The organism is Streptomyces sp. NPDC058221 (genome assembly GCF_042882365.1).
Classification (GTDB): domain Bacteria; phylum Actinomycetota; class Actinomycetes; order Streptomycetales; family Streptomycetaceae; genus Streptomyces.
Genome location: NZ_JBHVWF010000005.1, coordinates 39,776 through 66,570 on the forward strand (window position 1 = coordinate 39,776; position 26,795 = coordinate 66,570).

A 26,795-nucleotide genomic window follows, 5' to 3' on the forward strand; every position below is an offset into this window, starting at 1 on the left:
CCGAAGGGGAGATCATGGCTACCGAGTCCAATGCGGTCACACCGCTCAACCTGCCTGTGCTGCCGCTCGACGACGAGGTCGTACTGCCCGGAATGGTGGTGCCTCTGGACCTGTCCGACACCGACGTGCGCGCCGCTGTGGAGTCCGCTCAGGCCGCAGCCCGTGAGGGCGGCGGCAAGCCCGAGGTGCTGCTCGTTCCGCGCATCGACGGCACCTACACCGCGATCGGTGTCATCGGCACCGTGGAACAGGTCGGGCGGCTGTCCGACGGAGACCCCGGCGCGCTCATCCGGGGCCGGGGCCGGGTCCGGATCGGCGCCGGGACCGGCGGGCCGGGTTCCGCGCTCTGGGTGGAGGGGACCCGGGTCGACGCATCGGCCCCCGACCCCCTTCCCGGCTCCGCGGCCGAGCTGGCCAAGGAGTACAAGGCGCTCGCCACCAGCTGGCTGAAGCAGCGCGGCGCCTGGCAGGTCGTGGACCGGGTCCAGCAGATCGAGGACATCTCCGCGCTCGCCGACAACTCCGGATACTCACCCTTCCTCACCACCGCCCAGAAGGTGCAGCTGCTGGAGACCGCGGACGCGGTCGCCCGGCTGAAGCTCGCCATCCAGTGGCTCGGTGAACACCTCGCCGAGCAGGACGTCGCCGAGTCCATCGCCAAGGACGTCCAGGAGGGCGTCGACAAGCAGCAGCGCGAGTTCCTGCTGCGGCGCCAGCTCGACGCCGTACGCAAGGAGCTCTCCGAGCTCAACGGTGAACCCGGTTCCGGCGACGAGTCCGACGACTACCGGGCACGCGTCGAGGCGGCAGACCTTCCCGGGCACGTCCGCGAGGCCGCGCTCAAGGAGGTCGACAAGCTGGAGCGCTCCTCCGACCAGAGCCCCGAGGGCTCCTGGATCAGGACCTGGCTCGACACCGTCCTCGAACTGCCGTGGACCGAGCGGACCGAGGACGCCTACGACATCAAGGGCGCCCAGGAGATCCTCGACGCCGAACACGCGGGCCTGCAGGACGTGAAGGAGCGCATCACCGAGTACCTCGCGGTGCGCAAGCGTCGTGCCGACCGCGGACTGGGTGTGGTCGGAGGCCGGCGCGGTGGCGCCGTGCTGGCCCTGGTCGGCCCTCCCGGCGTCGGGAAGACCTCGCTCGGCGAGTCCGTCGCGCACGCCATGGGACGCAAGTTCGTCCGCGTCGCACTCGGCGGTGTCCGGGACGAGGCGGAGATCCGGGGGCACCGGCGTACCTACGTCGGCGCGCTTCCAGGACGCATCGTCCGGGCCATCAAGGAGGCCGGTTCGATGAACCCGGTCGTCCTGCTCGACGAGATCGACAAGGTCGGCTCCGACTTCCGGGGCGACCCGGCCGCGGCACTGCTCGAAGTGCTCGACCCGGCGCAGAACCACACCTTCCGCGACCACTACCTGGAGGTCGAACTCGACCTCAGTGACGTCGTCTTCCTGGCCACCGCCAACGTTCTGGAAGCGATCCCTGAGGCCCTGCTCGACCGGATGGAGCTGGTCAGGCTCGACGGCTACACCGAGGACGAGAAGGTCGTCATCGCCCGTGACCATCTGCTCCCGCGCCAGCTGGAGCGGGCCGGTCTGGAGTCGGACGAGGTCGCTCTCGACGAGTCGGCGCTGCGGAAGCTGGCCGGCGAGTACACCCGGGAGGCCGGTGTCCGGAACCTGGAGCGGGCCGTGGGCCGGCTGCTCCGCAAGGTTGCCGCTCAGCACGAACTGGGCGACCGGGGGCTGCCGTTCACGGTGACCGACGAGGACCTGCGCGGTCTGATCGGGCGGCCGCACCACGTCCCGGAGTCCGCCCAGGACCCGGCTGAGCGCCGCACCGCGGTGCCGGGCGTGGCCACCGGACTCGCGGTGACCGGAGCCGGAGGCGATGTGCTCTTCGTGGAGGCTTCCCTCGCCGACCCGGAGACCGGTGCGTCCGGACTGACCCTCACCGGCCAGCTCGGCGACGTCATGAAGGAGTCCGCGCAGATCGCGCTGAGCTTCCTGCGCTCGCACGGTGCGGAGCTGGAGCTGCCGGTCGCGGACCTCAAGGACCGGGGCGTGCACATCCACTTCCCGGCGGGCGCTGTCCCCAAGGACGGCCCGAGCGCGGGCATCACCCTGACGACCGCGCTGGCCTCGCTGCTCTCCGGACGGCTGGTCCGTACGGATGTGGCGATGACCGGTGAGGTGTCGCTGACCGGACGGGTGCTGCCGATCGGCGGTCTGAAGCAGAAGCTGCTGGCCGCCCACCGCGCGGGCATCACCACCGTGGTGATCCCGCAGCGCAACGAGGCGGATCTGGACGACGTCCCGGCCGAGGTGCTGGAGACCCTGGAGGTCCACCCGGTCACCGACGTCCGCCAAGTGCTGGAGATCGCCCTCGCACCGGCCTCGGCCCTGGCGGAGCGGAGGATCCCGGCCGCCGCGTAGGCGCCACACAGTGACGGGCGTGGCACCACGGGCGCGGCCGGTACGGACGGCCCGCATCCCCTTCGCGGGGAGGCGGGCCGTTTCGCGTACGAGAGGTCCTACGGGCGGTAGATGGTCCCCGGGACCGGCTCGGCGGGCGCCATCAGCTGGGGCACCGTCACGAACGTGTAGCCCTGCTTCTTCAGCGCGTCGATGATGCCCGGCACCGCGGGCACCGAGCCCTTGTAGATGTCGTGCAGCAGGATGATGCCGTCCTTGCCCGCCTGGTCGAGTATCCGCTTCTTGATCAGCGCGGAGTCGGTCGTCGAGTAGTCCTTGGCGGTGGCGCTCCACAGGATCTGGGAGAGCCCGAGATCCTTGCTGATCTTGGAGACGGTGTCGTCGGTGCGGCCCTGCGGCGGGCGCATCAGCCGCGGCTTCTTGCCGGTGATCGCCGCTATCGCGTCCTGCGTCTTCTCCAGCTCGGCGCGTATCTGCGCGGGCTTCTTGTCCGTCAGGACCTCGTGCGACCAGGTGTGGTTGGCCACCTCGTGCCCCTCGGCCTCGATGCGGCGGACGGTGTCGGGGTGCTTCTTCACGTGGTTCTTGCCCAGCAGGAAGAAGGTCGCGTGGATCTTCTCCTTTTTGAGGACGTCCAGCAGGTGGGGGGTGTCCTCGGCCGGGCCCGCGTCGAAGGTCAGGGCTATGCACTTGGCCTTGCGGCAGTCCACCGGGCCGAACGAGCCCTTGGAGTCGGAGCCGGCGTCGGCCCGTGCGGAGCCGGGGGCGGTGGTCTCCATCGAGCAGCCGCTCAGCGTCAGGGTGAGGCCTGTCACAAGAGCGACGGCCAACCCGGCACCGATCGACTTCGTCCTACTGGGCACGGCAGGTCACTCCCTCGTGGCTGACGGCGCACACCGCGTGCGTCCTGGGAGGACTATACACGCCGTGTATACACGCAGTGCATAGAAGACGGTGTGATCCCTCCGAGGGTGAACGCCCTGGTCAGGGGTGAGGGACGGGAAGAACCCGGCGACGGGTGCATCGCCGGGCTCTTCTGCGGAAACGGTGTGCCGGACAGCCGGCGGCGGAACGGCTCAGCCGTTGGCCAGTGCCTGTACGCGGTCCAGGGCGCCGTTGAAGTGGCTGTGGTCGCCGACCGTGGGGCCCGTCGAGGTGTACTGCCACATCGTGTAGAAGCCCCACCCGGCCGGGAGGGCGCCGACGGTGGAGGCGTAACGGGCCACCCAGAGCGGGTTGGTGGTGCCGAAGCCCGCGTTGTTGCCCGTGCAGGTCTGCCACCAGCTCGTCGCGGTGTAGATGACCGCGTCGCGTCCGGTGCGCGCCTTGTAGGTGTTCACGAAGTCGCGGATCCAGGCGACCATCGCGGCCGGGGTCTTGCCGAAGCACTGGTCGCCGTACGGATTCCACTCGATGTCGAGCGCGCCCGGCAGTGTCCGGCCGTCCTTGGACCAGCCGCCGCCGTGGTCCACGAAGTAGTTGGCCTGGACGGCGCCGCTCGTCGTGTCCGGAGTGGCGAAGTGGTAGGAGCCGCGGATCATCCCCACGTTGTACGAGCCGTTGTACTGCTGGGTGAAGTCCTCGTTCGTGTAGTACGTGCCCTCGGAGGCCTTGACGTAGGCCCACTTGACGCCGCTGCTCCACAGGGCCGCCCAGTTCACGGCGTCCTGGTGGCCGCTGACGTCCACGCCCTCGGTCTGCGCGGCGCGGCTTTCGGGCGGCAGTCCGCCCTGGCCGTCGTGGGCGACGACGCCCATTCCCATGGTGGCCGACCCTCGGGCGGGCTTCGTGGGATCTCCGGTGGCCGGGTTGCCCGCGGCGCCGGCGGCGCCCGGCAGGGTGATGAGGAGGGAGAGTGCTGCGAGCAGGGTTCCCGCGGCGGCGAGGCGTGAGCGACGGGATGTCTTGGAGCCGGATCTGTGCACGGGCATGGCGTGCCTCCGAGGCTTCAGTGGGGGGATCTGCTGACCCGGGGACCGGCGCACGGGCCCCTGGAGGCATGTCATGTTGTGAACATGCCATGCATGACGCTACGCACGTAGACCCGTGCTGCGGAAGGGGGCCTGGGCGGTGCCGTTGGTCTACTCCTGCGAAATACTGGCGGAGCTGCGGCGATGACCAGCGGTGAAAGAAACTTATCTCGGCAGGAAAGCTCATGAGGGGTGTTGACGTGCACGGGAGCGAAAGAGGGAGTGAACCCGGCGCAGCCGGGGGGAGTGGTGTGGACCACGAATTCCTTGCCCTGGAGCTCGAGTTGGCGGTATTCCTGCGCCGTGCGCGGGCGAACTCCGGCGAAATGGCGCGCGAGGTGCACCCGGAGCTGGAGGCCGCCGCCTACGGACTCTTCGTGCGGCTGGAGTCGGCGGGACAGCAGCGTGCCACGGATCTCGCCTCGTACTTCGGCGTCGGCAAAGCCACCATGAGCCGTCAACTGCGCGCCCTGGAGAACCTCGGACTGGTGGCACGTGAACCGGATCCGGTCGACGGTCGCGCCTTCCTCGTCCGCCTCACCGACGAGGGTCTGGACCGTTTCCGGCGCGTCCGCGATGCCCGCCGGGACCGCTATGTCCGCAAGCTCGCCGACTGGGACCGGGCCGAGGTGGCGGAACTGGCCCGGCTGCTGCACCACTTGAACGCCCGCGCGGAGGACTGAGGGCGGCGCGCCCCGCAGTGGGCGGCCGCCGTGTGACGCCGGTGCGCCCCGCTGCGTCCGGGCGCCGGGCCGCAGCTCCGGAACGGGCCGGCGGGCAGCCGTCCGGCTCACAGCTCCACGTAGACCGCCGTCGCGTCGTCGTGCGTCTTGCCGCGCAGCCGCGAACGGCCCGGGTCCGCGTCCTCCAGGGCCCGGACCCGGTCGATCAGCCCCTGCGGCCCCTCCTTGCGCAGCACCCCGAGGCAGGCCGTCCAGTCGCCCTCGCCGAACATCTCCGTCCAGCGGCTCGCCCCGTCCGTCATCGCGGCCAGGGCCCGGACCTCGGTGCGGGGCGTACGCCCCGTCACCGCACGGTGGGCGACGTCCGGGTCGGCGGCGGCGGTGAAGAAGCCGCCCTCCTTGTTCCGGACCTGTGCGTCGGCGATGGCGTCGGAGGCGAGCGAACCCGGCGGCAGCCGGTCGAGCCGGTCGTCCAGCAGGGCGCGCACCGTCCCGTCCGGTGACTCGGAAAGGAGCACCGAGTCGGAGAGGACCAGGTGTTCGACCTCGGTCTCGCTCCAACGCGCCATCACGACGGTTGCCTGTGGAGTGCGTACGTGAGAAAGGTCACACAGGGAATGGTGTGTGTCGGCGGTGCGCCGGATGGACTCCGCGAGGATCTCCTGCAGGGTCAGATCCCGGCGCGAACCCGACAGTTCGACCAGGGCGCCGCCCAGCCGTGCGGTGAACCATGGGACCGAATGTGCACAACCGTCGTCCCCCTGCGGTGGGGTGACCCCGTCGAGCAGTACCAGCCCCCCGCCCTGGCCGGAAGCGGGGAGGACGGTGGCGGCCCAGTCCTCGTTCGGGCGCCCCGGAATGCCGGCGGCGGTGGCGAGCTCCATACGCATGCGGTCAGTCTGCACGACGCCTTCACCGGGCCCGCACGGGCCCGGGATCGGTCTGTACCAGCAGGTCAGACGGTCGGCTGGCGCGGAAGGAATCGCTCCGCCCCGGGTGCGGGCGGGCATCCTGCCAAAGCCTGACCCGAAGTTCCAGCCAGGTGTCCAGGTGTGCCGTCGGGGGCGCCGGGGGAGACTTGTTCGTCAACTCCGGAGTGTTGTTCACTCGTTCGAGTGGCGGAGCGGTTGATGCGCGCCCCCTTCTCAAAAGCACTGGAATGGTCGGAAGCCGTACCAGGGGTCGGGGCGCTCGTTCATGTGGCCGTGCGTCACCTCTGCTTCAAGGGCGGACGAGTCAAGATTGCGAGCACCGGTGCAGAAGAAGCGGCCTCGGAGCATGGGCGGCAAGAACAGCGGTTCCGAGGCGGCGCCTTCGGCGCCGGCTGAAGGCGGGCGCCCCGTGCGGGTACGCAGTCGGCTGGTGGCGGGAGTCGCGGTCGTCGGGATCACGGTCATAGCCGCGGGAGCCCCGGCTGCCCTCACCGCCTCCTCGGAGCTGAACGACTCGCAGCGGCTGGTCACCCTCGCGGAGCTGAACCAGCAGGCCGTCGCGCTCGCGCACTCCCTCGCGGACGAGCGCGACGAGGTCACCGCCTACATCGCCGCCGGCCGGGAGGGCAAGCCCGGCGGGACCGCCGGCAGCCGGAGCACACGCGTCGACCAGCAGGTCGACGAGATCGAGACCGCGGCCCCGGCCACCCTGCGCCGCGACCTCTCCACCATCCCCTCGCTGCGGCGCGACGCCGTCAGCGGCAAGGGTTCGGCGCTGGAGGCCCATCACTCGTACTCCGAGGTCATCGCCAAGCTCCACGGCCTCGCCGACGACCTCGCGGAGAAGACCCCGCCGCGCGCCGCCGGGTCGGGTCGCACCCCGCTCGCGCTCGGCCAGGCCACCGAGCACGCCTCCGCCGCCCGCGGGCTGCTGCTCGCCGCGCTCGCCGTCCCCCGAAAGGAGCCGGTCACCCGGACCGACCCCGTCACCGGGCTGCCCGTCCAGACACAGGACGAGGGCGTCACCCAGGACGACCGCACCCGCGACGAGCTGAGCGCCGCCGCCCAGCAGGCCCGGGTCGGCGAGCTCTCCTCGCTCGCCGACTTCGACCAGGCGGCCGGATCCACCGCCCGCGACAAGCTCGCGTCCACCGTGACCGGCCCCGAGGTCAACAGCGCGGAGAAGTACCTCGCCGAGCTCACCGACCGCCCCGAGCTCTCCGACTCCGACCAGAAGGTCAGCACCAAGAAGGTGGCGGCGGCGCTCTCCGCCCGGGTCGACCGGATGAGGAGCGTCGAGTCCGCACTCGGCACCGCACAGGTCCAGCGGCTGGAGCAGCTGCGCGACGACGACGTCACGGCGCTCGAACTGCGCATCGCACTGCTCGGCGGCTGTCTGCTGATCGCCGTCGGCGTCTCCACCGCCGTGGCCCGCACCCTCACCCAGCCACTGGCCGTGTTGCGGATCGGCGCCGCCAGGCTCGCGGCGGAGCCCGCCACCGCCGAACCGGTCCGCTACACAGGCCGCAACGACGAGTTCGCCCAGGTCGTACGGTCCATCAACGCCCTGCACGGCAGGCTCCACGGACTGCTCCACGAATTCAACGGCCGGTTCGAGAGCCTGGAGGGCGAGCGCGCCGAGCTGATCGCCGGCCGCGAGGCGCTCACCGTCCAGCGCGCCGAACTCCAGGTCCGCACCGCCGATCTGACGGCCCAGCTGGAGAAGCTGAAGAACACCGTCCACCACACCTTCGTCAACCTCTCGCTGCGCAACCTCGGCCTCGTCGAGCGTCAGCTCGGGGTCATCGAGTCGCTGGAGGAGCGCGAGCAGGACCCGGAGCGCCTCGGCACCCTCTTCAAGCTCGACCACATGGCCACGGTCATGCGCCGCCACAGCGAGAACACCCTGGTGCTCGCCGGCTCCGAGCACGGGCACGGGCATCCCGGACCGATTCCGCTCGTCGACGTCCTGCGCGCGGCGGTCAGCGAGATCGAGCGGTACGAGCGGGTCACCATCCAGTCCCTGCCGCCGCACGCCCAGATCGCCGGATTCGCCGCCGACGACCTCAGCCACCTCGTCGCCGAACTCCTGGAGAACGCCACCTCCTTCTCGCCGCCCGACTCCCATGTCCAGCTCTCCGGCTGGCTGCTGGAGACCGGTGAGGTGATGCTCTCCGTGCAGGACGAGGGCATCGGGATGTCGTCCGTACGGATGGGCGAGCTCAACACCCGGCTGGGCGACCCCTCGCTCTTCGAGGCGGGCGAACAGAACGCCGACGGGGCCGGTCTCGGCCTCCAGGTGACCTCACTGCTGGCCGCGCGCCACGGGGTACGGGTCCAGCTGCGCGAGCAGAAGAGCAGCGGGGTGACGGCGGTCGTCGTACTCCCCGAGGCCCTGCTGCCGAAGGCGCCGCCGGCCGCCACTCCGCCGCCCGTCACCGCGCCCGGCGACGCCCCCACCCTGAACCTGCCCGGCTCGGTCGCCGAGGCCAACTCCAACGCGCTGCCGCGTCGCACCCTGGCACTGCCCGGCGACCCGCTGATCGCGGCGGCCGAGCAGACCATCGCCGCGTCCGCGGCCGTGACCGCGTCCTCCGCCGAGGAGCCCGCGGCATCCACCGGCGGGCAGGCCGTCCCCGACCACGAGCCCCCCGCCGGGCCGGAGGATCAGCCCGAGACCGCGGCCGTGGAGGAATCCCCGGAGCTCTCGGAACGGGAACAGCCCTCGGAGCCCTCGGAACCGGAACGTTCCGCACAGCCGGAACAGCCCTCGGAACCGGAACGCTCCGCACAGCCGGAACAGCCGTCCGTACCCTCGGAGTCCGAGGCCGAGACCACGATGCAGGTCAGGCTTCCCCGGGTGCCCGAGTTCGACGACGTACCCGAGTTCATCCACGCCCCCGCCTTCGGGGACGGCCCCGAGCCGCCGCTCGCGTCCGGCCCCTACGCCATCGGCCCCGACCGCCACGAGCGCACCGCCGACGAGGGCCCGCAGCAACAGGACGCCCCGGCCCCCGCACCCGCTGCCACCTCGGTGGCCGGCACCGTGCCCGGCCCGCGCCACCCCGAGCCCGGCAGGACCACCGACAAGGGACTGCCCAAGCGCACCCCCAAGGTCGTCAGGCCCGCCGCCGCTCCGGCCTCCGAACGCACGGGCAGTGTCGACAAGGACGCGCTGCGCCGCCGGCTGGGCGGCTTCCACCAGGGGGCCAAGGACGGCCGCCGGGACGTCGAGGCGGAGATCGCCGAGTCGTCCGCCACGCCGGAGGCATCCGCCCCGGCCGGGCACACCGCACGTAAAGGCCACACTGAGGCGGCCGGCCGTACCGACGGCCGGGCCGATGAGACGGGGGACACAGTCGAGGAGGCACGCAGTTGACTGCGCCCAGCACATTCGGGCTGAGTACCGAGGCCCGGAACCTTCACTGGTTGCTGAGCAATCTGGTGGAGGAGGTGCCAGGGGTCCACTCGGTCACCGTCGTCTCGTCCGACGGTCTGATGCTGCTCTCCTCCGACCCCGGCCACCAGAGTGCCCAGGCGGCAGGACGGCAGGACGGCCCCCGCGGCTCCAGCGCCGACCTGGCGACCATCGTCTCCGGCATCGGCAGTCTCACCGTCGGCGCCGCGAAGCTGATGGAGGGCGGCGGTGTCAAGCAGACCATGGTCGCCATGGAGGAAGGCAGCGTCTTCGTCATGTCGATCAGCGACGGTTCGCTGCTCGGCGTGCACGCCACACCCGACTGCGACATGAGCGTCATCGCCTACCACATGGCGCTCTTCGTCGGCCGTGCCGGCCACGTACTCACCCCCGAACTCCGCAGTGAGCTGCGCAAATCGATGGAGAGCGCCCAGTGACCCCCGCCGCTGCTGAACCCGCCCGCAGGCTCCCCGTCCGCGGTGCCGACAAACGGCCCGCCCGGGTCCGCCCGTACTCGCTCACCGGTGGCCGCACCCGGTTCGGCCATGTGCTGCTCGTCGAGACGTTCGTGGCCGCGCTCGAAGCACCCGAAGAGCGTCGCGAGCTGACCAACGGCAACCTGGCCTCGCGCGTCATGCCGGAGCTCCGGGCCATCGTCGAGATCTGCCGCCGGATGCGTACCGTCGCGGAGATCTCCGCACTGCTGAAGATGCCGCTCGGCGTGGTCCGGGTGCTGCTCAGCGACTTGGCCGACCAGGGAAAGATCCGCGTGTACGGGACCGGGCACGGCACCGGCCAGCCCGACCGCGCACTGCTCGAAAGGGTGCTCAATGGACTCCGTCGTCTCTGAGTCGCCGCTGTTCGCCCCGCGCCTGCCGGGGCCGAAGGACCAGGCCGAAGAGGCACCGCAGGCCTGGCAGCTGGACCGCACCAGGGCCCCGATCGCCACGAAGATAGTGGTCGCGGGCGGCTTCGGTGTGGGCAAGACCACCTTCGTCGGGTCGGTCTCCGAGATCACCCCGCTGAAGACCGAAGCGATGATGACCCAGGCCAGCGAGGAGACCGACGACCTCAGCGCGACGCCCGACAAGGTCACCACCACCGTCGCCATGGACTACGGCCGGGTCACGCTCGACGACGACCTCGTGCTGTACGTCTTCGGCACACCGGGTCAGCAGCGCTTCTGGTTCATGTGGGACGACCTGGTGCGCGGTGCGATCGGTGCGGTCGTCCTGGCCGACACCCGCCGGCTGGAGGACTGCTTCCCCGCCCTCGACTACTTCGAGAGCTGCGGACTGCCGTACATCGTGGCCGTCAACCACTTCGAGGGAACGCCCGGGTTCGAGGCCGAGGACGTCCGGGAAGCCCTGACCGTCCCGCCGCACGTGCCTGTTGTGATCATGGACGCGCGTCACAGGATCACCGTCGTCGAGGCACTGCTGGCCCTGGTCGGCCACGCCCTCGACGCAACCCCCGCTTAAGGGCTGTCCCGTAACCCCTGGCGGGCGCGCGACGACAGCTGCGGCACCTCGCCGCGTTGCCGAAACGCCCGTATCGCTCCAAGATGAGGGCGCTCCGGCGCCTTGCGATGCACCGCATCCGACGCCGCGCGCTGATCCACCAGGGATTACGGGACAGCCCTTAGCACGTCACACACAACGGAGAGCCGCGATGCGGAAGATACTCATAGTCGGAGCCGGTCAGTCCGGGCTCCAGCTCGCCCTGGGACTGCAGTCCAGAGGGTACGAAGTCACCCTCATGTCCAACCGCACCGCCGACGAGGTCCGCTCCGGCCGGGTCATGTCCACCCAGTGCATGTTCCACACCGCGCTCCAGCACGAGCGGGACTACCAGCTCAACTTCTGGGAGTCCCAGGCCCCGCGCATCGAGGGCCTCGGTGTGTCGGTCGCCGCGCCCGACTCCTCGCGCGCCGTCGACTGGGTCGGCAAGCTGGACGGCTTCGCCCAGTCCGTGGACCAGCGTGTGAAGATGGCCGGCTGGATGGACACCTTCGCCCAGCGCGGCGGACAGCTCGTCATCCACGGCGCGGCCGTCTCGGACCTGGACTACTTCTCCCGCACCTACGACCTGGTCATGGTCTCGGCCGGCAAGGGCGAGCTGGTCTCCATGTTCGGCCGGGACGCCTCCCGTTCGCCGTACGACGCCCCGCAGCGCGCCCTGGCCGTCGCGTACGTCCACGGCATGGGCCCGCGCCCCGAGCACCCCGAGTTCGACGCGGTGCGATGCAACCTGGTCCCGGGCGTCGGCGAGCTCTTCGTGATGCCGACCCTGACCACGTCCGGCCGCGCCGACATCCTGTTCTGGGAGGGCGTCCCGGGCGGACCGCTCGACGCCTTCCAGGGCATCAAGGACCCCTCGGAGCACCTCGCCAAGACGCTGGAGCTCATGGAGCGGTTCACCCCGTGGGAGTACGCCCGCGCCACCAAGGTCGAACTGACCGACGCCAACGGCACCCTGGCGGGCCGCTACGCCCCGACTGTCCGCAAGCCGATCGGCCGGCTGCCCGGCGGCGGCCTGGTGCTCGGCGTCGGGGACGTGGTCGTCGCCAACGACCCGATCACCGGGCAGGGCTCCAACTCCGCCTCCAAGTGCGCGAACGCCTACCTGGACTCGATCATCGAGCACGGTGACGGGGAGTTCGACGCGGCGTGGATGCAGTCCACCTTCGACCGCTACTGGGAGACCGCCCAGCACGTCACGAAGTGGACGAACGCGATGCTCGGCGTCCCGCCGGAGCACGTGCTCAACCTGATCGGCGCCGGCGGTCAGCTCCAGCCGGTCGCCGACCGCTTCGCCAACGGGTTCAACAACCCGGGGGACTTCGAGAACTTCTTCTACGACCCCGAGAAGACGAACGCGTACCTCGCCTCCCTCGCGGGCCCGGCCGCCTGAGCGCTCCGTACCCGCTGAACGGCCCGGCAGGCCGTTCAGCGGGTACGGCAGCCGTCACTCTTCGGGCGCCGAGGAGACGCTGTACCCGTCGTCGGAGCCGTCGGACGCCCCCTGCGGGAGCTCCGGCGCCTTGTACGTACGCAGAGGCGCGCTCTCCGGGTCCGGCCGCACAGCGCCCAGCAGTGGATTCGACGCCAGCGGCGAGACCTTCACCCGGGAGCCGGGCCGGGGTGCCTGCACCACCAGCCCGTTGCCGATGTACAGCGCCACATGCGTGGCCTTCGGGAAGTAGATCACCAGGTCGCCCGGGCGCAGCGAGCTCACCGGCACCTTCTGGAGCTGCCGCCACTGCTCCTGCGATGTGCGCGCAATGGTGCGTCCGGCGTGCGCCCAGGCCTGCGAGGTGAGCCCGGAGCAGTCGAACGAGTCCGGCCCCTCCGCGCCCCACACGTACGGCTTGCCGATCTGCCGGACCGCGTACCGGACCGCCTCGCCGCCCTCCTCGGACGGCGGCCGGGTCGAGGACAGCGCACCCGAGGCGGCCAGGGCGCCCTGGGCCTCGGCCGTGCCCTTCTGTTCGAGGCCGGACACCTCGGCGAGCTGGTCCGCGGAGAGCGTGGCGAGCTTCGCCTCGACCGCCTTCAGACGCTTCTGCACGGCGTCGCGGTCCTTCTTCTGCCGCGTGGCCAGCACCTGCTGCTTGTCCAGCACCTTGCGGGACTTCTTCGCCAGCTCGTCGGCGCGCTTCTCGGCGCCGGTGAGCCGCTGCACGGTCGCCACCCGCCCGGCCGCCAGCCGCTGGATGACCTGCCCCTGGTCCAGGGCCTGCGCGGGGTCGCGGGACAGCAGCAGTTGCAGATACGAGGAGAAGTCGGAACGCCCCTGGTACTGCTGGCGGGCCAGCCGTCCGGCGGCGTCGCGGCTGCGGGACAGCGAGAGCCGTGCGGTGACGAGGGCGGAGTCCAGCTTCTTCGCCTCCGCCGTCCGCTTCTTCAGCTCGGCCGCCGTCCCGTTGTAGGTCTCGGTGGCCTCCTCCGTCTGCTGGTACAGCTTCTGGAGCTCACTCAGCAGGGTGGCGGCGCTCGTGCCCGCGGCTCCGGCGGCCGACGGCGGGGCGGGGTCCGCGGGAGGGGGCTGCGGGGCGGCCACGGCAGCGGCCGGTGAGGCCAGGACGACGGCGGCCAGCGCCGTGGTGCAGAGCGAGTGCAGGACTCTGCCGGGCACGACATCACCTCCGATAACGGGGCGAATCATGGGACTACCCCATAAGTGGGCGCAAGGCATCCATACGCTCACTCGTCGTCAGGTGATGCAAGGACCGGCGGTGTGGCGGCGGCCCGGTTCCCCCGGAAGGCGGTGGGGCCAGGGCATGTCCGTAAAGCCCTGGGGCCCCACCGCCCGGTCACGACCGGGTCGGGATCAGGTGACGGGGAACGCGTAGAAGACCCGGTCCCGCTGCACGACCGTGCTCTTCGCGGAGGCCAGCACCTTGTAGACGGCGGTGACCGTGGCCCCCTCGGGGGCCTGTGCGCCGATGTCCTGGAACTTCCACAGCCGCCGTCCGTCACTCGCCGCGAACGCGGTGACCTGACTGGAGCTCGCCGCGAACAGGGTCTTTCCGGAGCTGCTGACCGCGATGGCCGGGGCCCAGGCGGTGAGCGCACCCTCCGTCGAGCGCAGCCAGCGCAGCTTTCCGGTCTTCCGGTCGACCGCGCCCACCTGCTGGTTGCGATTGGTCGTGTGCAGCAGGTCGCCGGACTCCACCGAGGTGCCGAACGCGGAGCCGCGGTCGCCGTTCAGCGTCCACTTCGGCTTTCCGTCCGGTGTGGCGAAGGCGCGGAGGTCGGTGCCGGCCGCCGCGTAGACGAGGCCGTCCTCATCGCCCGCCGCCGCACCGTCGGGCGTCACGGTGCCGAACTTCTCCGTCCACTTCAGCTTTCCGGTGCTGCGGTCGAAGCTCCGGAAGACGCCCTTGCCCTTGGCGGCCTTCACGTCCGCCGGGGTGAGCGTCAGCCGGTCCTGCCGTACGACGATGTCGTCGGGGCGGATCGCGATCAGCCGGTACACCGGGGCGACCGGCCCGCGGCCGGTGGGCACGGGTGTGCGCCACAGCTCCTTGCGCTGCTCGATGTCGTATCCGAACAGGAACGACTTGACGACCTGCTTGTCCTTGCCGCGCTTCTTGCCCTTCTTCGGCTTGGGGGCCTTCTCGGTGACCTTGGTGGAGCCGGTGAACCAGACGGCGGATCCGGACGAGCCGACCAGTGTGCGCACCGTCAGATACGGCGCGTCGGCGAACCCGTCGGCGTACGCGACCCGGTGGGTGACCCGGCCGTCCTTCGCCGACAGCCACAGGAACTCGGTCGGGCCCGCGACGAAGACGGACTCCTTGCCGGCCGGCAGCGCCGCCTGCCCTTTCGCGGCGTCCGCGTTCTCCCAGATCCGGCGCCCTGTGCTCAGGTCGACGGCGGACGCGTGTGTCTCGTCCGTCACCACCAGCAGCCGGTCGTTCCAGGTGACGGCGGTGAGCGGGGCCGGCGAGGCCGCGGGGTGCGTGTAGATCCACTGCGGCCGGGGCGGCTGTCCGGCGATGGTGGTCCCGCTGGGGTTCGGGGTCGATTTGGCGTCGTCGGCGGACTTCCCGTCGTCGCCCGAGCCGAGCGCGAGCATCCCGCCACCTCCGACGATCAGCCCGGCAGCTCCGGCGGCGGCCCCGATCAGCAGGGTCCGGCGGTCGATCCCGGCGCGCTGCGGAGGGAAGACGGAGAACGGGGAGGGGAGAGGCGCCGCGGGTACGGGCAGCGGCCGGGCCGGTACGGGAAGCGCCTGCGGGCCCGGAAGCGCCTGCGGGGCCGTGGGCCCTGCGGGGAAGGGAGCCGGGGCGGCCGGGAGGGCGGGCCGGCTCGGCGGCATCGAGAGCTGGGTCGTCGCCCGGTCGGGGCGCGGGGCGTCGTGATCGATGATCCCGAACTGGGCGGTCCGGGTGTCCCGTCCGGGCGCGGGAGCCTCGGATCCGCCTACCCCGGCCCCGCCGTCGGCGGCCGTGGGCACGGCGTCCTGCACATCCGGTACGCGAGGGTCTGCGGATACGGCCGGGGCGTCGGATACGCCCGGGGCGTCCGCCACGTCCGTCACGTTCTGCGCGGGCACGGAGTCCTCGACGGCCGGCGGCGGGGTCTCCAGCGCCTCGGCGCGGGCGCCCTGCCCGGCCACGGCCGCCGACAGCGACGCCGGCAGCCAGTTGCCGCCCTTGGCGAGCCCGGCCGCACCCTCCAGGGCCAGTTCCGCGGCCACCGCACCCGCCGTCGGCCGGTCGGCCGGGTCCTTGGCCAGGCAGCGGGCGACCAGATCGCGCAACGCGTCCGGTACGGCGGCCAGTTCCGGCGCGGTGTGGGCGATCCGTTCGGCGGCCTCGGTCACCGGACCGTCCGCCAGCGGGGTGCTGCCGGTGGCCGCGTACGCGAGCAGCAGGCCCAGCACGAAGAGGTCGGACGCCGGCCCGGCCTCCTTGCCCTCGACCTGCTCCGGGGTCAGATAGCCGAGCCGTACGGAGAGCTGCCCGCCCGGCCTGGCCTCGGCGTCGGCCGCCGCACCCAGCGGACCGAAGGCGGTGAGCCGCGGGCCGTCCCCGGCCAGCAGCACGGTCCTCGGGGCGAGGCCCTGGAGCACGGCCCCGGTGGCGTGCACCCGGGAGAGGGTCTCGGCGACACCCGCGCCCAGTATCCGCACGGCCCGCTCGGGGAGCGGTCCGGCGAGCTCGACCGCCTCGGCGAGGGTCAGCGCCGGTACGTACGCCGACGCCGTCCACAGCAGGTCCTCGTCCTCGGGCCCGGCCGCGAGGGTGCCGAGCTGCTCGGCCACCCAGCCGCCGGCCAGCCGCTCCGCGGTGCGCGCCTCGGCCTGGAAGCGGCGCCGGAAGGCGGGCAGCGCGGCCAGTGCGGGCCGCGCCGCGGTGATCACGACGAGGTCCTGCGCGGGCCCGCCGCGCGCCAGGTACTGCAGCGCTGCCGCCGTCTCCCGCAGACGCACCAGCGTCGTGTACGGGCCGAAACGGCGTGGATCATCCTGACGCAGCGCCTCCATGGCGCACCCCCTTGTGACCGTTCCCTTGGCCGTCGTCCTCGGACCAGACCGTCGATCTTAGACCGAACAACCGACCCACCCCATTTCGCCCCAAATATGTCACTCCGGTTTCGACCAGGGCCACTTGGGGCTGTGCCGCTCGCGGCCGTCGGGGGCGTACTCGTACACCCAGCCCCGCTGGATCCCCAGCCGCTTGGAGAACCCGGCCGGGACCCGCCGGTACGCGTACACCGTGGCAGGACCGCCCTCGGCGTCCGGGACCGGGACCTCGTACCACTTGGGCGGGTGGCCGGTCGGGCCGACGAGCACGGGCAGGACGCGTCCGTCCAGGGGGCCGCCGGTGAAGGGGGTGTTCTCGCTTCTCACCGCCCCAGTCTGACCGATCAGCCCGGCGGCAGCAGATGCGCCGCCTCGCCGACCACCGGGATCAGCCGGTCCGCCAGCCGGCCGGCCGGGCCCGCCGCGGTCTCCAGCGGCAGCAGTTCGGCCACCGCGGCCGCGGTTCCCGGGTCGGTGGCGGCGGTGATCGCGAGGAGTCCGATGAACTGGTCGACGAGCCAGTCGCGCAGCTCGGGCGCGGGCGGCTGCTTCTCCTCGTCCAGCCAGATCAGCGAGGCGGCCTCGACGGCCGCGATCCAGGTGCGCACCATCATCCGCAGCCGCGGCCCGGGTGCGCTGCCGCCCTCGCCCCGGCCCAGGTGCAGGAGTATCTGGTCGGCCGCCGCCCGCCGCACCTCGTCGACGATCGTGGTCGTCCGGGACGTCTCGGCGACGCTGCCGCCGCGCAGCAGCGCGCTGAAGCCGGCGTCGTGCTCGTCGACGAAGGCGAGATAGCGGTCGAGGACCCGCGTCACCCGCTCCGTGGGCGGGCCCACGGCCGGTTCGGCGAAGCACAGGATCAGTGCCTCGGCGGCGGACCTGAGCGCCGCCTCGTACAACTGCTGCCGCCCGCCCGGGAAGTAGCGGTAGACCAGTGGCCGGGAGACACCGGCCACCGTCGCGACCTCGTCGAGCGAGACCTCGTCGGGGGCCCGGTGCGCGAAGAGGGTGAGTGCCGCACCGAGGAGCTGGGTGCGCCGCTCCTCGACGCTGAGCCTTCGGTACGCGCGGGTCGGCGACGTGGCTGCGGCTGGGGTCATACCTGTCAGCCTAAGTGCTGCCACGGTCAGGCGAGCAGGCCCGAGCTCTTCCACAGCCTGCGCCCCACTCCGTTGAGGACCCCGATGTCCTCGAAGAAGTCGGTCAGCCGCTTGGCTCCCGACTGCATGACCTCCGCCCGGTGCCCGCTCGCCCGTACCTGGGCCACGGCCTCCTGGCGGTCCAGGCCGACGTTTTCGTACACCTGCGGATTGACGAAGCAGACGGAGAAGACGCGGGCCGCCTCGCCGCAGCTGACCCTGGTGAGTTCGCGCTCCCAGCGCGGCGCGGTCACCATCTGGCGGCGCAGTTCCTCGCGGGCGTAGCGGACGTGCCGGGCCTCCTCCACCACATGGATACGGGTCACGCCGCGCACCAGGGTCTGGACGCGCTCGTCGGGGAAGGTCAGCCGCTGCATCCAGTCGAGGATCTCCTCGCCGAGCAGGGTCGCCGCGAACGAACCGGGCGTGGTGGAGACGGTCTTCAGTACCCGGGCGAGGTTGTGGTAGCGGCGGGGGACCGGGTAGCAGGGTGCGCCGCCCCAGGTGATCATCCGGCCGAACATCATCGAGTGCCGGCACTCGTCGGCTATCTCGGTGAGGGCGTAGCGGACGTGGTTGCTGACCACCGGCTTGTCGTAGATGTGCCGCACCAGCAACTGCATCAGGATGATCTCGAACCAGATGCCCAGCGAGGCCAGCGAGGCCGCCTCGTGCCGGGCGAGGTCCAGCCGCTGTTCGTGCGACATCCGACGCCACATCGGGGTGTCGTAGAGGGAGACCAGCTCGGGTGGCCAGAACCACTTGCCGTCCTCGGCCGGCGCGTCCCAGTCGAGCTCCTTGTCCGGGTCGAAGGAGTGCTTGGCCGAGGCCTCCAGCAGCCGTTCGGCGATCTGCTCACGGTCCCGGAGCGGGCCGAGTGCGTCGCGGAGCAGCTGCACATCGCGTTCGGTCGCTGACGTCATGGCTGGAGGCACCTCACACATGGGTTACCGGCGGTCACTTCTTATGAGACCGTCTGTCAGCAAGCCCGTCAATCCCTTGCGCGCGACTTGTTGACCCGGCGTCTACCAGCGTGTGAACCTGCCAACTGAGCCAAACGACAGCTGACTTGTCGGAGCATGCGAGGCGAAGGAGCCGTCCGTGTCGACCCACGACCTCTACACCACCGCCCCCGAGCAGCCGCTGTGGACAGTGCCCGCCTCGGGCGCCGCCCGCTTCAGCTGGGACTACGACGACGGCCGCGAGCGCCTCCTCGCCCTCTACCAGAAGGGCAAGGACAAGCAGTGGGACGGCAACAAGCGCATCGACTGGAGCCTGGAGGTCGACCCCACCGACCCGCTCGGCACCCCCGACGAGGCCCTCACCCTGTACGGCACCCCGCACTGGGCGAGGATGACCGAGAAGGACCGGGGCGAACTGCGCAAGCACTACACCTCCTGGCAGTTCAGCCAGTTCCTCCACGGTGAGCAGGGCGCGATGGTCTGCGCGGCCCGGATCGTGGAGTCCGTCCCGGACCTGGACGCCAAGTTCTACTCCGCCACCCAGACCATGGACGAGGCCCGGCACGCGGAGATCTACGGCCGGTTCCTGCACGAGAAGATCGGGATGCTGTACCCGGTCAACGACAACCTCCAGGGCCTGCTCGGCGACACCCTGCGCGACTCCCGCTGGGACATGCCCTACCTCGGCATGCAGGTCCTCATCGAGGGCCTCGCCCTGGCCGCCTTCGGCATGATCCGCGACACCACGACCAAGCCGCTGCCCAAACAGATCCTCGCCTACGTCATGCAGGACGAGGCCCGGCATGTGGCCTTCGGCCGGATGGCGCTGCGCGACTACTACAAGCAGCTGAGCGACGCGGAACTGCGCGAGCGCGAGGAGTTCGTCATCGAGGGCTGTTACCTGATGCGTGACCGGCTCAGCGGTGTGGAGGTGCTGGAGAACTTCGGCATCGCCAAGAAGGAGGCCAAGGAGCTCTCCGAGCACTCCGAGTACCTCCAGCTCTTCCGCAAACTGCTCTTCAGCCGCATCGTCCCGTGCGTGAAGGACATCGGTCTGTGGGGCGAGCGCCTGCAGAAGGCGTACGTCGACATGGGCGTCCTCGAACTGGGCGACTCCAGCCTGGACCTGCTCATGGCCCAGGACGAGGAGATAGCCGAACAGCTGGACCGGGACCGCTTCGAGGTCGAGGAGCAGGCACGGGTCGCGGAGGTCGCGGAGGCGATAGCGGACGGCGGGGCGGCAGCGTCCACCTCCTGAACCGGGGCGGTCCGGGGGAGCGCTGAGTAGGGTCGGGCGCATGCCTCAGAGCGATGACGGTGCCGGCCCGCCCGTGCCCCGCCCGGACCGGGTCCATCTCACCCGCCTCGCCTCCTACGGGCCGGTCTCCACCCACCTGTCGCTGATGAGCGACCGCCGGCTCGGCGAGGCCGTCTCCGCGGCCGCCCCGCTGGGGTCGGGGATGGGCGGCAGATCGGCGGAGCTGGAGGTGGCCGGGACGCGGGTCTTCGTCAAACGGGTGCCGCTGACGGACCTCGAACTGCGGCCGGAGAACGTGCGGTCGACCGCCAACCTCTTCGGGCTGCCGGTGTTCTACCAGTACGGCGTGGGCTCGGCCGGATTCGGGGCCTGGCGGGAGCTGGCCGCGCACACCGTCACCACCAACTGGGTTCTGGGCAACGAGTACGCCGACTTCCCGGTGATGTACCACTGGCGGGTGCTGCCCGACTCCGCCCCGCAGGGCTTCGTGGACGAATTCGGCGGCATCGACGGGGCGGTGGCCCACTGGGAGGGATCGTCGGCCGTACGCGACCGGCTGGAGGCCGTCGGCCGGTCGTCGGCGAGCCTGGTGCTCTTCCTGGAACACGTGCCGCACACCCTCGCGTCATGGCTGGGGCAGCGCCGGGCCGCAGCGGCGGAGGGCGGGGGGCAGCCGCCGTACGCATGGCTGGACGGGGCCCTGGCCCGCGGGGCCGGCTTCATGAGCTCCCGCGGCTTCGTGCACTTCGACGCGCACTTCGGCAACATCCTCACCGACGGCAGGTCGATCCGCTTCGCCGACTTCGGCCTCGCGCTGAGCTCCGGGTTCGAACTCTCCGGCGAGGAGTCCGCGTTCCTCGCCGGGCACCTCGCGTACGACCGCCACTACGTCGCCGGACATCTGCTGCGCCACCACCTTTTCGACGAGGTGTGCGACGCCGCCTTCCTGCGCGCCTGGACGGCGGGCGACCGGCCGGACGGCGTACCGCCCGAAATCGCCGCCATCCTCGACCGGCACGCCGCGCCCTCGGTCGTCCTGGACGGTTTCCACCGCCGGCTGCTGACCGTGAGCAAGCGGACGCCGTACCCGTCGGCCGACATCGACCGGGCCGCGCCTACGTCAGCACCAGCCACCGCCGCCCGTCGATGAGTTCGCGTGCCGCGTCGAGGTGACCGGCGTGGCAGGCGGTCTCGGTGATGACGTGCAGCAGGACGTCCCGCAGGGTGTGCAGATGGGGTTCGCCGAACAGGTCACGGGGCCACCGGGCGAGCGCGTCACCGGGTGCCGCGGCGGTCACCACGGCGTCCGCGAGACGGGTCTCCGTGCGGTACCGGTCGAGGACCTCGGTGTGCGTGGTGCCGGGCGCCACCTGCCAGGCGTCGTCGATGTCGTCCAGGGCCCGGATGATAACCGGGTCGCCGGTGAACACGGCACGGAACCAGAACCGTTCGACATCGAGCGCCAGATGCTGGACGAGCCCGAGACAGCTCCACCCCGACGGCAGCACCGGCCGCCGCAGCGCGTCCGCGTCCAGCCCCTCGACGATGCCGAGGACATGGCGACGCTGCCCGTCCAGGCACGACAGGAGCGCCAGGATCTCGGGGTCCGTCGTCGCGGCCAGGGCGGCGGTGCCTGATTCGGGCCCGGTCACTGTGCCGTCCGCCGGACGGCTCTGCTCGATGGACATGGGTGCCACGATCTATGAACGGCCGGGCCCTGTACACAGTGTCGCGGCGCCCCGTGCCGCGCGTTCCATGCACACGAGGTCCGCGCGCTCGTCCCACGACGTGGTGACGGCGAAGCCGAACCGCTCGTACAGCGCGACGGCCCCCGTGCGCGGCCGGCGGACGACGGAGAGGCCGTGCCGGTCGTTCATGGCACCGGGATCCCACGGGCCGGATTCGGGCAGATCAAGCCCGTCCGGCGATTGAGGACAAGGCGTTGCTCCGGAGGGGCGGCCTGTCGGAGTGAGCGGATCCCGGTCCGAGGCGCCGTTCGCCCGCCCGCCGAGTGGCTCACGCGGCGGGAGCCGCTGAACTGATCCCGTCCGTCCCGGGGTTTCGGAATCGTGTGCATGCCCATGACGTAACTTGAGCGCCATGACCACGCCGCCGCCGCAGCCGCCGCAGGGCCCCTACGGACCGCCCCCGGGGCCGTACGGGCCGCCGCCGCAGCCCCAGCAGAACCCGTACGGACCGGCGCCCCAGCAAGGCCCGTACGGGCCGCCGCAGCCGGCACCCGGACCACAGCCCTTCGGCTATCCGCAGGGACCGCCGCAGCCCTTCGGGTTCCCGCAGGGGCCGCCGCCCCGGCGGAACCGGACCGGGCTGGTCGTCGGGATCACCGTCGGCGCGCTGGTGGCGGCCGGCTGCATCGCGTTCGGGGTCTCCCGGCTGGCCGACGCCGGGGCGTCGGCGGTCGCCGGGGACTTCCCGAAGGCCGAGTACCGGCTGACCGTGCCGAAGAAACTGCTGGACGACGAGTACACGCTGGCCAAGGACGCCTCGTCGACCGAGGGCCGGGAGATCGAGAAGACCTACGACCCGAGCATCCGCGATGTGAAGGCCGTCGTCACCCAGTACACCTCGTCGGCCGGCGGCACCCTGGTCGTCTCAGGTCTGTGGGGACGGATCAAGGGGCCGGAGTTCACCCGGGACAAGATTCTGGAGGGGGCCTCCGGGACGGACGGCATGACCGTCGCCGTGCCCGCCCGGGAGTTCACCCCCGCCGGGTACGGGATAACCGTGTCCTGCCAGGTCGTGCGGTCCAAGGACGGTGCGCTCACCAGCACCATCCCCATGTGCGCCTGGGGCGACGACAACACCGCGTCCTTCGTCGCCGTCGTCACCCCCGCCACCGCGCTCCAGGCCCCCGAGAAGGTCGACCTCGACAAGGCGGCGCTGGACACCGCCCGGGTCAGGGCCGAGTCGCGCAAGCCGATCGGGGCCGCCCGGGCCGGCTGACCGGCCCGACGCGCCGGGCGCCGGGCCGTCGGCCGTCAGATCCGTGGCGCCGGGAGTACCGGCTTCAGCACGCTCTCCACCGCACGGGCCATCCCGAGCAGCTGCACATCGGCGCCGCGCCGCGCGACCAGCTGGAGCCCGACCGGGCAGCCGTCCGGGGTGAATCCGGCGGGGACGCTCGCCGCGGGATGCCCGCTCACGTTGAAGGACCAGGTCAGTGCCGTGGAGAAGAGCTCGCCCGGTCCCTCGTGGCCGTGCGGACGGTTGGGCGTGACCGGGGCGAGGAGCAGGGGCGTGCCGGCGAAGAAGGCGTCCAGCCGGCGGTCGTTCTCCCGCCGGATCTCCTCCTCGGGCGCCGCCGCCGTTCCGCTGCGCACCGCCTGCCAGACGGCCGCCGGGTCGAGCAGTTCGCAGCCGGTGTCCCCGAGCCGCACCACCCCGGCCGCCGTCAGCCGCCGCACCGCGGCCCGCACCACCGCCGCGACCTCCGGGTCGACGTCCGCGTACCCCAGGTCCGGGCTGTAGGCGGCGCGCAGGGGCAGCTCGGTCACGGCCGGTTCGTACGGCTCCAGGACACAGCGCAGCCAGGTGTGCGCCGACGCGGCGGACCTCGCCAGCACTCCGGCGGAGGCGAGCCCCGAACGGTCGGGGGACGGCAGCAGCCCGTTGGTCGTTTTGAACCCGAACACCCCGCACCAGGCGGCCGGGATCCGCACCGAACCCGCCCCGTCGCTCCCGGTCGCCAGCTCCACCAGGCCCGCCGCGACCGCCGCCGCCGAGCCCGCCGACGAACCGCCCGGAGTCCGGTCCGGCCGCCACGGGTTGGCCGTCCGGCCGTGGGCGCCGAGACCCCAGGTCTTCCAGTAGGTGCCGGGACCCGGCACGGAGGTCGAGCCGACCGGGACGCCACCCGCCGCGATCAGCCGGCGGGCGGCGTGGGAACGGATTCCGGTGGGGCCCTTCACCGCGAACGGGAGCCCGGCCAGCGGGAGCCGGGCCGCGCCGGGCACCCGGGCGAGCGCCTCGTCGGGCCAGACGTCGAGGAAGGCGCAGAGTCGCGGGTCCGCCCGCCCGATCGCGGCCAGCGCCTCCGGCACATCCCTCGAAGCCGTCATGCGCTCAGTCTTCCAGGGCCGCTTCCATGACGGAACGGGCGATCGGCGCCGCGCTGCCGCCGCCGCTGATGTCGGCCCGGTCGGCGGCGGCGTCCTCGACGACCACGGCGACCGCCACGGCAGGCCGGGCGGAACCCTCCGCCTGCGCCCAGGAGATGAACCAGGCGTACGGCATACCGGTGTTGTCGATGCCGTGCTGGGCCGTGCCGGTCTTGCCGCCGACCGTGGCGCCGTCGATGCCCGCGTTGGTGCCGGTGCCGTCCTGCACCACGTCGATCATCATCTGGCGCAGCTGCATCGCCGTCTGCGGATTCATCGCCCGGTGGTAGGTGTGCGATCCCTCGGTGCGCACGGTGGAGCCGCTGTGCGTGGTCGTACGGTCCACCAGATGCGGGTACATGAGGTCGCCGCCGTTCGCCACGGCCGAGGCCACCATCGCCATCTGCAGCGGCGTCGCCGTCGTGTCGAACTGGCCGATCGAGGACTGGGCCAGCTGGTCGTCGCTCATGTCCGTGTCGAAGTTGCTCTTCGCCACCCCGGACGGGATCTTCAGCCCGGTGTCGTTGAAACCGAACTTCTCGACGGATTCCACCATGTCGTTCAGCCCCACCTGTACCCCGAGGTGAGCCATCACGGTGTTGCAGGAGACCCGGATCGCCTCGGCGAGGGAGGCCTTCTCGCAGCCGCTCGCCTCGTTGGGCAGGGTGGTCGAGGTGCCCGGCAGGACGTAGGGGGAGGGGGTGTCGGTCGCCGCGTCCGGGTCGGTGACGACCTCGGCGTCCAGCGCCGCCGCCGCCGTCACGATCTTGAAGGTGGAGCCGGGCGGATAGGTCTGCCGGATGGCCCGGTTGAGCATCGGCTGGCTCCGCGCCGAGTTGAGCTGCCGCCAGGCGTCGGTGACGGACGAACCGGTGCCCGAGAGCTGCCCCGGGTCGTACGAGGGCGTCGAGACCAGCGCCAGGATCTTGCCGGTCGTCGGCTCGATGGCCGCGACGGCGCCGCGCCGGCCGCCGAGTCCCTCGTAGGCGGCGCGCTGCATGGAGTCCTTGACGGTGGTGACGACATCACCGCCGGGCTGCCGGCTGCGGGTGATCTCGTTCCAGAAGGGGAGCGGGGCGAGCATCGGGTCGGTGCCGGAGAGGACCGGGTCCTCGGCGTTCTCGATGAGGGTCGTGCCGTACGTCTGCGAGGCGTATCCGGTCACCGGGGCGTACAGCGGGCCGTGCCGGTAGGTGCGCTCGTACGCGAGCTGCTCGCCGGTGTCCTTCGAGCCCGTGACGGACGTGCCGCCGACGAGGATGTTGCCGCGCGGCTGGTCGTAACGGTCGATCGTGGTGCGGCGGTTGGCGGAGTTGTCGTCGAGCGAGGAGGCCTCGAAGACCTGGACGCGGGCGGCGTTCAGCAGCAGCGCCACGAGCAGCAGCAGACAGAAGGCGGCTGCGCGCCGGATGTAGCGGATCACAGCTCGTCCTCCAGGATGGGCGCGATGACTCCGGTCTCCACCTGGTCGGGGTGGGGCCTGCGGGCCAGATCGCTGACCCGGATCAGCAGCGCCACGATGATCCAGTTGGTGACCACGGACGAACCGCCCTGGGCGAGGAAGGGCATTGCCATGCCCGTCAGCGGGATCAGCCCCATCACACCGCCCGCGATCACGAACACCTGGAGCGCCAGGATCGAGGCGAGGCCGATCGCGAGCAGCCGCCCGAACGAATCCCGCAGCGCGAGCCCGGCCCGGTAGCCGCGCGCCACCATCAGCGCGTACAGCATGAAGACCGCGGTCAGCCCGGTCAGACCCAGTTCCTCGCCCGCTGTCGCCAGGATGAAGTCGGACTTGGCGGCGAAGCCGATGAGGATGGAGTGGCCGAGCCCGAGCCCGGTGCCGAGCATCCCGCCGGCCGCGAAGGCGAACAGCGACTGGGCGAGCTGGCTCGGCCCCCGGCCGGCGTCGATGGAGGCGAACGGGTCGATCCAGTCCTGCACCCGGCTGTGCACATGCGGTTCGAAGGAGCCGACGACGAACGCGCCGACGGCGGCGAGCAGCAGGCCGACGGCGATCCAGCCGGTCCGGCCGGTCGCCACGTACAGCATGATCACGAAGAGGCCGAAGAAGAGCAGCGAGGTGCCCAGATCGCGCTCCAGGACCAGTACTCCGACGCTGAACAGCCAGATCGCCACGATCGGGCCGAGCACCCGGCCGGTGGGCAGTTGCAGCTTCCAGGCCTTGCGGCCGGTGTACGCGAGGGCGTTGCGGTTCGCCGCGAGGTAGGCGGCGAAGAACACGGCGAGCAGGATCTTGGCGAACTCGCCCGGCTGGAAGGAGAATCCGCCGATCCTGATCCAGATCTTGGCGCCGTTCACCGCGGGGAAGAAGATCGGCACGATCATCAGGACGAGCGCGGCGGCGACCGAGAGGTACGCGTACCGCTGGAGTACCCGGTGGTCGCGCAGGAACACCACGACCGCGATGAAGAACGCGACGCCGAGCGTGGACCAGACCAGCTGGGTGGTCGCCGCCTGGTCCTTCGGGGTCTCCAGGTCGAGCCGGTAGATCAGTACCAGGCCGAGGCCGTTGAGCAGGACGGCGATGGGCAGCAGCAGTGGATCGGCGTACGGGGCACGGAAGCGGACGGCGAGATGGGCGAGCAGCGCGAGCAGCCCGAGGCCGCCGCCGTACCCCGCGACATCGGGCGGGACCGCGCCGTTCCTGGCCAGACCGACGGCGGCGTAGCCGTAGACGGAGATGAGGACGGCCCCGATGAGGAGCGAGAGTTCCACGCCGCGCCGCCTGGGCAGGCGCAGCTCGGGCGGGGGTGCGTCCGCTGTCGTTGCGGTCATGCCACGCAACGTAGCAAGAGGTGGGGTGTATTTCCCTTAT

General features: G+C 71.5%; 22 protein-coding genes. 10 read left to right on the forward strand and 12 right to left on the reverse strand.

The window, feature by feature from the left end; translation table 11 throughout:
* Positions 1–14 precede the first annotated feature (14 nt).
* Complete coding sequence (gene lon, locus ACFVW8_RS03225) at positions 15–2,441, forward strand: endopeptidase La (protein WP_389685846.1); 2,427 nt, start codon at positions 15–17, stop codon at positions 2,439–2,441.
* A 98-nt stretch (positions 2,442–2,539) separates the two neighbouring features.
* Here lon and ACFVW8_RS03230 read toward each other — a convergent pair whose 3' ends face one another.
* Together ACFVW8_RS03230 and ACFVW8_RS03235 are read right to left on the reverse strand one after the other, a co-directional pair.
* Positions 2,540–3,220, reverse strand: a complete 681-nt coding sequence (locus ACFVW8_RS03230; RefSeq protein ID WP_389685906.1) for a polysaccharide deacetylase family protein — start codon at positions 3,218–3,220, stop codon at positions 2,540–2,542.
* A 297-nt stretch (positions 3,221–3,517) separates the two neighbouring features.
* A complete protein-coding gene (locus tag ACFVW8_RS03235; RefSeq protein WP_389685847.1) occupies positions 3,518–4,372 on the reverse strand; it encodes a lysozyme in 855 nt (284 codons plus the stop codon).
* Positions 4,373–4,596: 224 nt separating this feature from the next.
* On the opposite strand from ACFVW8_RS03235, the gene ACFVW8_RS03240 reads away from it, so the two are divergent.
* A complete protein-coding gene (locus tag ACFVW8_RS03240; protein WP_389685848.1) occupies positions 4,597–5,094 on the forward strand; it encodes a MarR family winged helix-turn-helix transcriptional regulator in 498 nt (165 codons plus the stop codon).
* Between the two features lie 107 nt (positions 5,095–5,201).
* Here ACFVW8_RS03240 and ACFVW8_RS03245 read toward each other — a convergent pair whose 3' ends face one another.
* On the reverse strand, positions 5,202–5,984 hold the full coding sequence (locus tag ACFVW8_RS03245) for a protein phosphatase 2C domain-containing protein (RefSeq protein ID WP_389685849.1): 783 nt from the start codon (positions 5,982–5,984) through the stop codon (positions 5,202–5,204).
* Between the two features lie 364 nt (positions 5,985–6,348).
* Between ACFVW8_RS03245 and ACFVW8_RS03250 the strand changes: the two genes are divergently transcribed.
* From ACFVW8_RS03250 to ACFVW8_RS03270, 5 genes are all read left to right on the forward strand, one after another.
* The gene (locus tag ACFVW8_RS03250; protein ID WP_389685850.1) at positions 6,349–9,405 is read left to right on the forward strand and encodes a nitrate- and nitrite sensing domain-containing protein; all 3,057 of its coding nucleotides are present in this window, start codon (positions 6,349–6,351) and stop codon (positions 9,403–9,405) included.
* Complete coding sequence (locus ACFVW8_RS03255) at positions 9,402–9,881, forward strand: roadblock/LC7 domain-containing protein (protein WP_389685851.1); 480 nt, start codon at positions 9,402–9,404, stop codon at positions 9,879–9,881. The genes ACFVW8_RS03250 and ACFVW8_RS03255 overlap by 4 nt, the downstream gene beginning before the upstream one ends.
* Entirely contained in the window at positions 9,878–10,294 is a 417-nt protein-coding gene (locus ACFVW8_RS03260; protein WP_356323109.1) for a DUF742 domain-containing protein, read from the forward strand. The genes ACFVW8_RS03255 and ACFVW8_RS03260 overlap by 4 nt, the downstream gene beginning before the upstream one ends.
* Complete coding sequence (locus tag ACFVW8_RS03265) at positions 10,275–10,925, forward strand: ATP/GTP-binding protein (protein WP_389685852.1); 651 nt, start codon at positions 10,275–10,277, stop codon at positions 10,923–10,925. Before ACFVW8_RS03260 ends, ACFVW8_RS03265 begins: the two co-directional genes overlap by 20 nt.
* Before the next feature lie 190 nt (positions 10,926–11,115).
* Positions 11,116–12,357 carry a styrene monooxygenase/indole monooxygenase family protein gene (locus ACFVW8_RS03270; protein ID WP_389685853.1) on the forward strand — a complete coding sequence of 414 codons (1,242 nt, stop codon included), beginning with the start codon at positions 11,116–11,118 and terminating at the stop codon, positions 12,355–12,357.
* A gap of 54 nt (positions 12,358–12,411) precedes the next feature.
* On the opposite strand, the gene ACFVW8_RS03275 is transcribed toward ACFVW8_RS03270, so the two are convergent.
* From ACFVW8_RS03275 to ACFVW8_RS03295, 5 genes are all read right to left on the reverse strand, one after another.
* Positions 12,412–13,581: an NlpC/P60 family protein gene (locus tag ACFVW8_RS03275; RefSeq protein WP_389685854.1), complete on the reverse strand. Its 1,170-nt coding sequence runs from the start codon at positions 13,579–13,581 to the stop codon at positions 12,412–12,414.
* A 195-nt stretch (positions 13,582–13,776) separates the two neighbouring features.
* A complete protein-coding gene (locus ACFVW8_RS03280; RefSeq protein ID WP_389685855.1) occupies positions 13,777–16,440 on the reverse strand; it encodes a PQQ-binding-like beta-propeller repeat protein in 2,664 nt (887 codons plus the stop codon).
* 99 nt (positions 16,441–16,539) lie between these two features.
* On the reverse strand, positions 16,540–16,806 hold the full coding sequence (locus ACFVW8_RS03285; RefSeq protein ID WP_389685856.1) for a hypothetical protein: 267 nt from the start codon (positions 16,804–16,806) through the stop codon (positions 16,540–16,542).
* 17 nt (positions 16,807–16,823) lie between these two features.
* Positions 16,824–17,579: a TetR/AcrR family transcriptional regulator gene (locus ACFVW8_RS03290; RefSeq protein WP_389685857.1), complete on the reverse strand. Its 756-nt coding sequence runs from the start codon at positions 17,577–17,579 to the stop codon at positions 16,824–16,826.
* Positions 17,580–17,605: 26 nt separating this feature from the next.
* A complete protein-coding gene (locus ACFVW8_RS03295) occupies positions 17,606–18,541 on the reverse strand; it encodes a diiron oxygenase (RefSeq protein WP_389685858.1) in 936 nt (311 codons plus the stop codon).
* A gap of 178 nt (positions 18,542–18,719) precedes the next feature.
* Between ACFVW8_RS03295 and ACFVW8_RS03300 the strand changes: the two genes are divergently transcribed.
* Both ACFVW8_RS03300 and ACFVW8_RS03305 read left to right on the forward strand, forming a co-directional pair.
* Positions 18,720–19,838 carry a ferritin-like domain-containing protein gene (locus ACFVW8_RS03300; protein ID WP_389685859.1) on the forward strand — a complete coding sequence of 373 codons (1,119 nt, stop codon included), beginning with the start codon at positions 18,720–18,722 and terminating at the stop codon, positions 19,836–19,838.
* 40 nt (positions 19,839–19,878) lie between these two features.
* Entirely contained in the window at positions 19,879–20,988 is a 1,110-nt protein-coding gene (locus ACFVW8_RS03305) for a protein kinase family protein (protein ID WP_389685860.1), read from the forward strand.
* Here ACFVW8_RS03305 and ACFVW8_RS03310 read toward each other — a convergent pair.
* Positions 20,954–21,526, reverse strand: coding sequence for a DinB family protein (locus tag ACFVW8_RS03310; protein WP_389685861.1), 573 nt, complete (start codon positions 21,524–21,526; stop codon positions 20,954–20,956). The two genes, ACFVW8_RS03305 and ACFVW8_RS03310, sit on opposite strands and share 35 nt — an antisense overlap.
* A gap of 412 nt (positions 21,527–21,938) precedes the next feature.
* On the opposite strand from ACFVW8_RS03310, the gene ACFVW8_RS03315 reads away from it, so the two are divergent.
* Entirely contained in the window at positions 21,939–22,802 is an 864-nt protein-coding gene (locus ACFVW8_RS03315; protein WP_389685862.1) for a hypothetical protein, read from the forward strand.
* A 35-nt stretch (positions 22,803–22,837) separates the two neighbouring features.
* Here the strand turns inward: ACFVW8_RS03315 and ACFVW8_RS03320 are convergent, their stop codons facing one another.
* The 3 genes from ACFVW8_RS03320 to ACFVW8_RS03330 are packed head-to-tail and all read right to left on the reverse strand — an operon-like array spanning position 22,838 to position 26,755.
* Positions 22,838–23,917, reverse strand: a complete 1,080-nt coding sequence (locus ACFVW8_RS03320) for an amidase family protein (protein ID WP_389685863.1) — start codon at positions 23,915–23,917, stop codon at positions 22,838–22,840.
* A 4-nt stretch (positions 23,918–23,921) separates the two neighbouring features.
* Positions 23,922–25,379, reverse strand: coding sequence for a peptidoglycan D,D-transpeptidase FtsI family protein (locus ACFVW8_RS03325; RefSeq protein WP_389685864.1), 1,458 nt, complete (start codon positions 25,377–25,379; stop codon positions 23,922–23,924).
* Complete coding sequence (locus ACFVW8_RS03330; protein WP_389685865.1) at positions 25,376–26,755, reverse strand: FtsW/RodA/SpoVE family cell cycle protein; 1,380 nt, start codon at positions 26,753–26,755, stop codon at positions 25,376–25,378. The genes ACFVW8_RS03325 and ACFVW8_RS03330 overlap by 4 nt, the downstream gene beginning before the upstream one ends.
* Positions 26,756–26,795 lie beyond the last annotated feature (40 nt).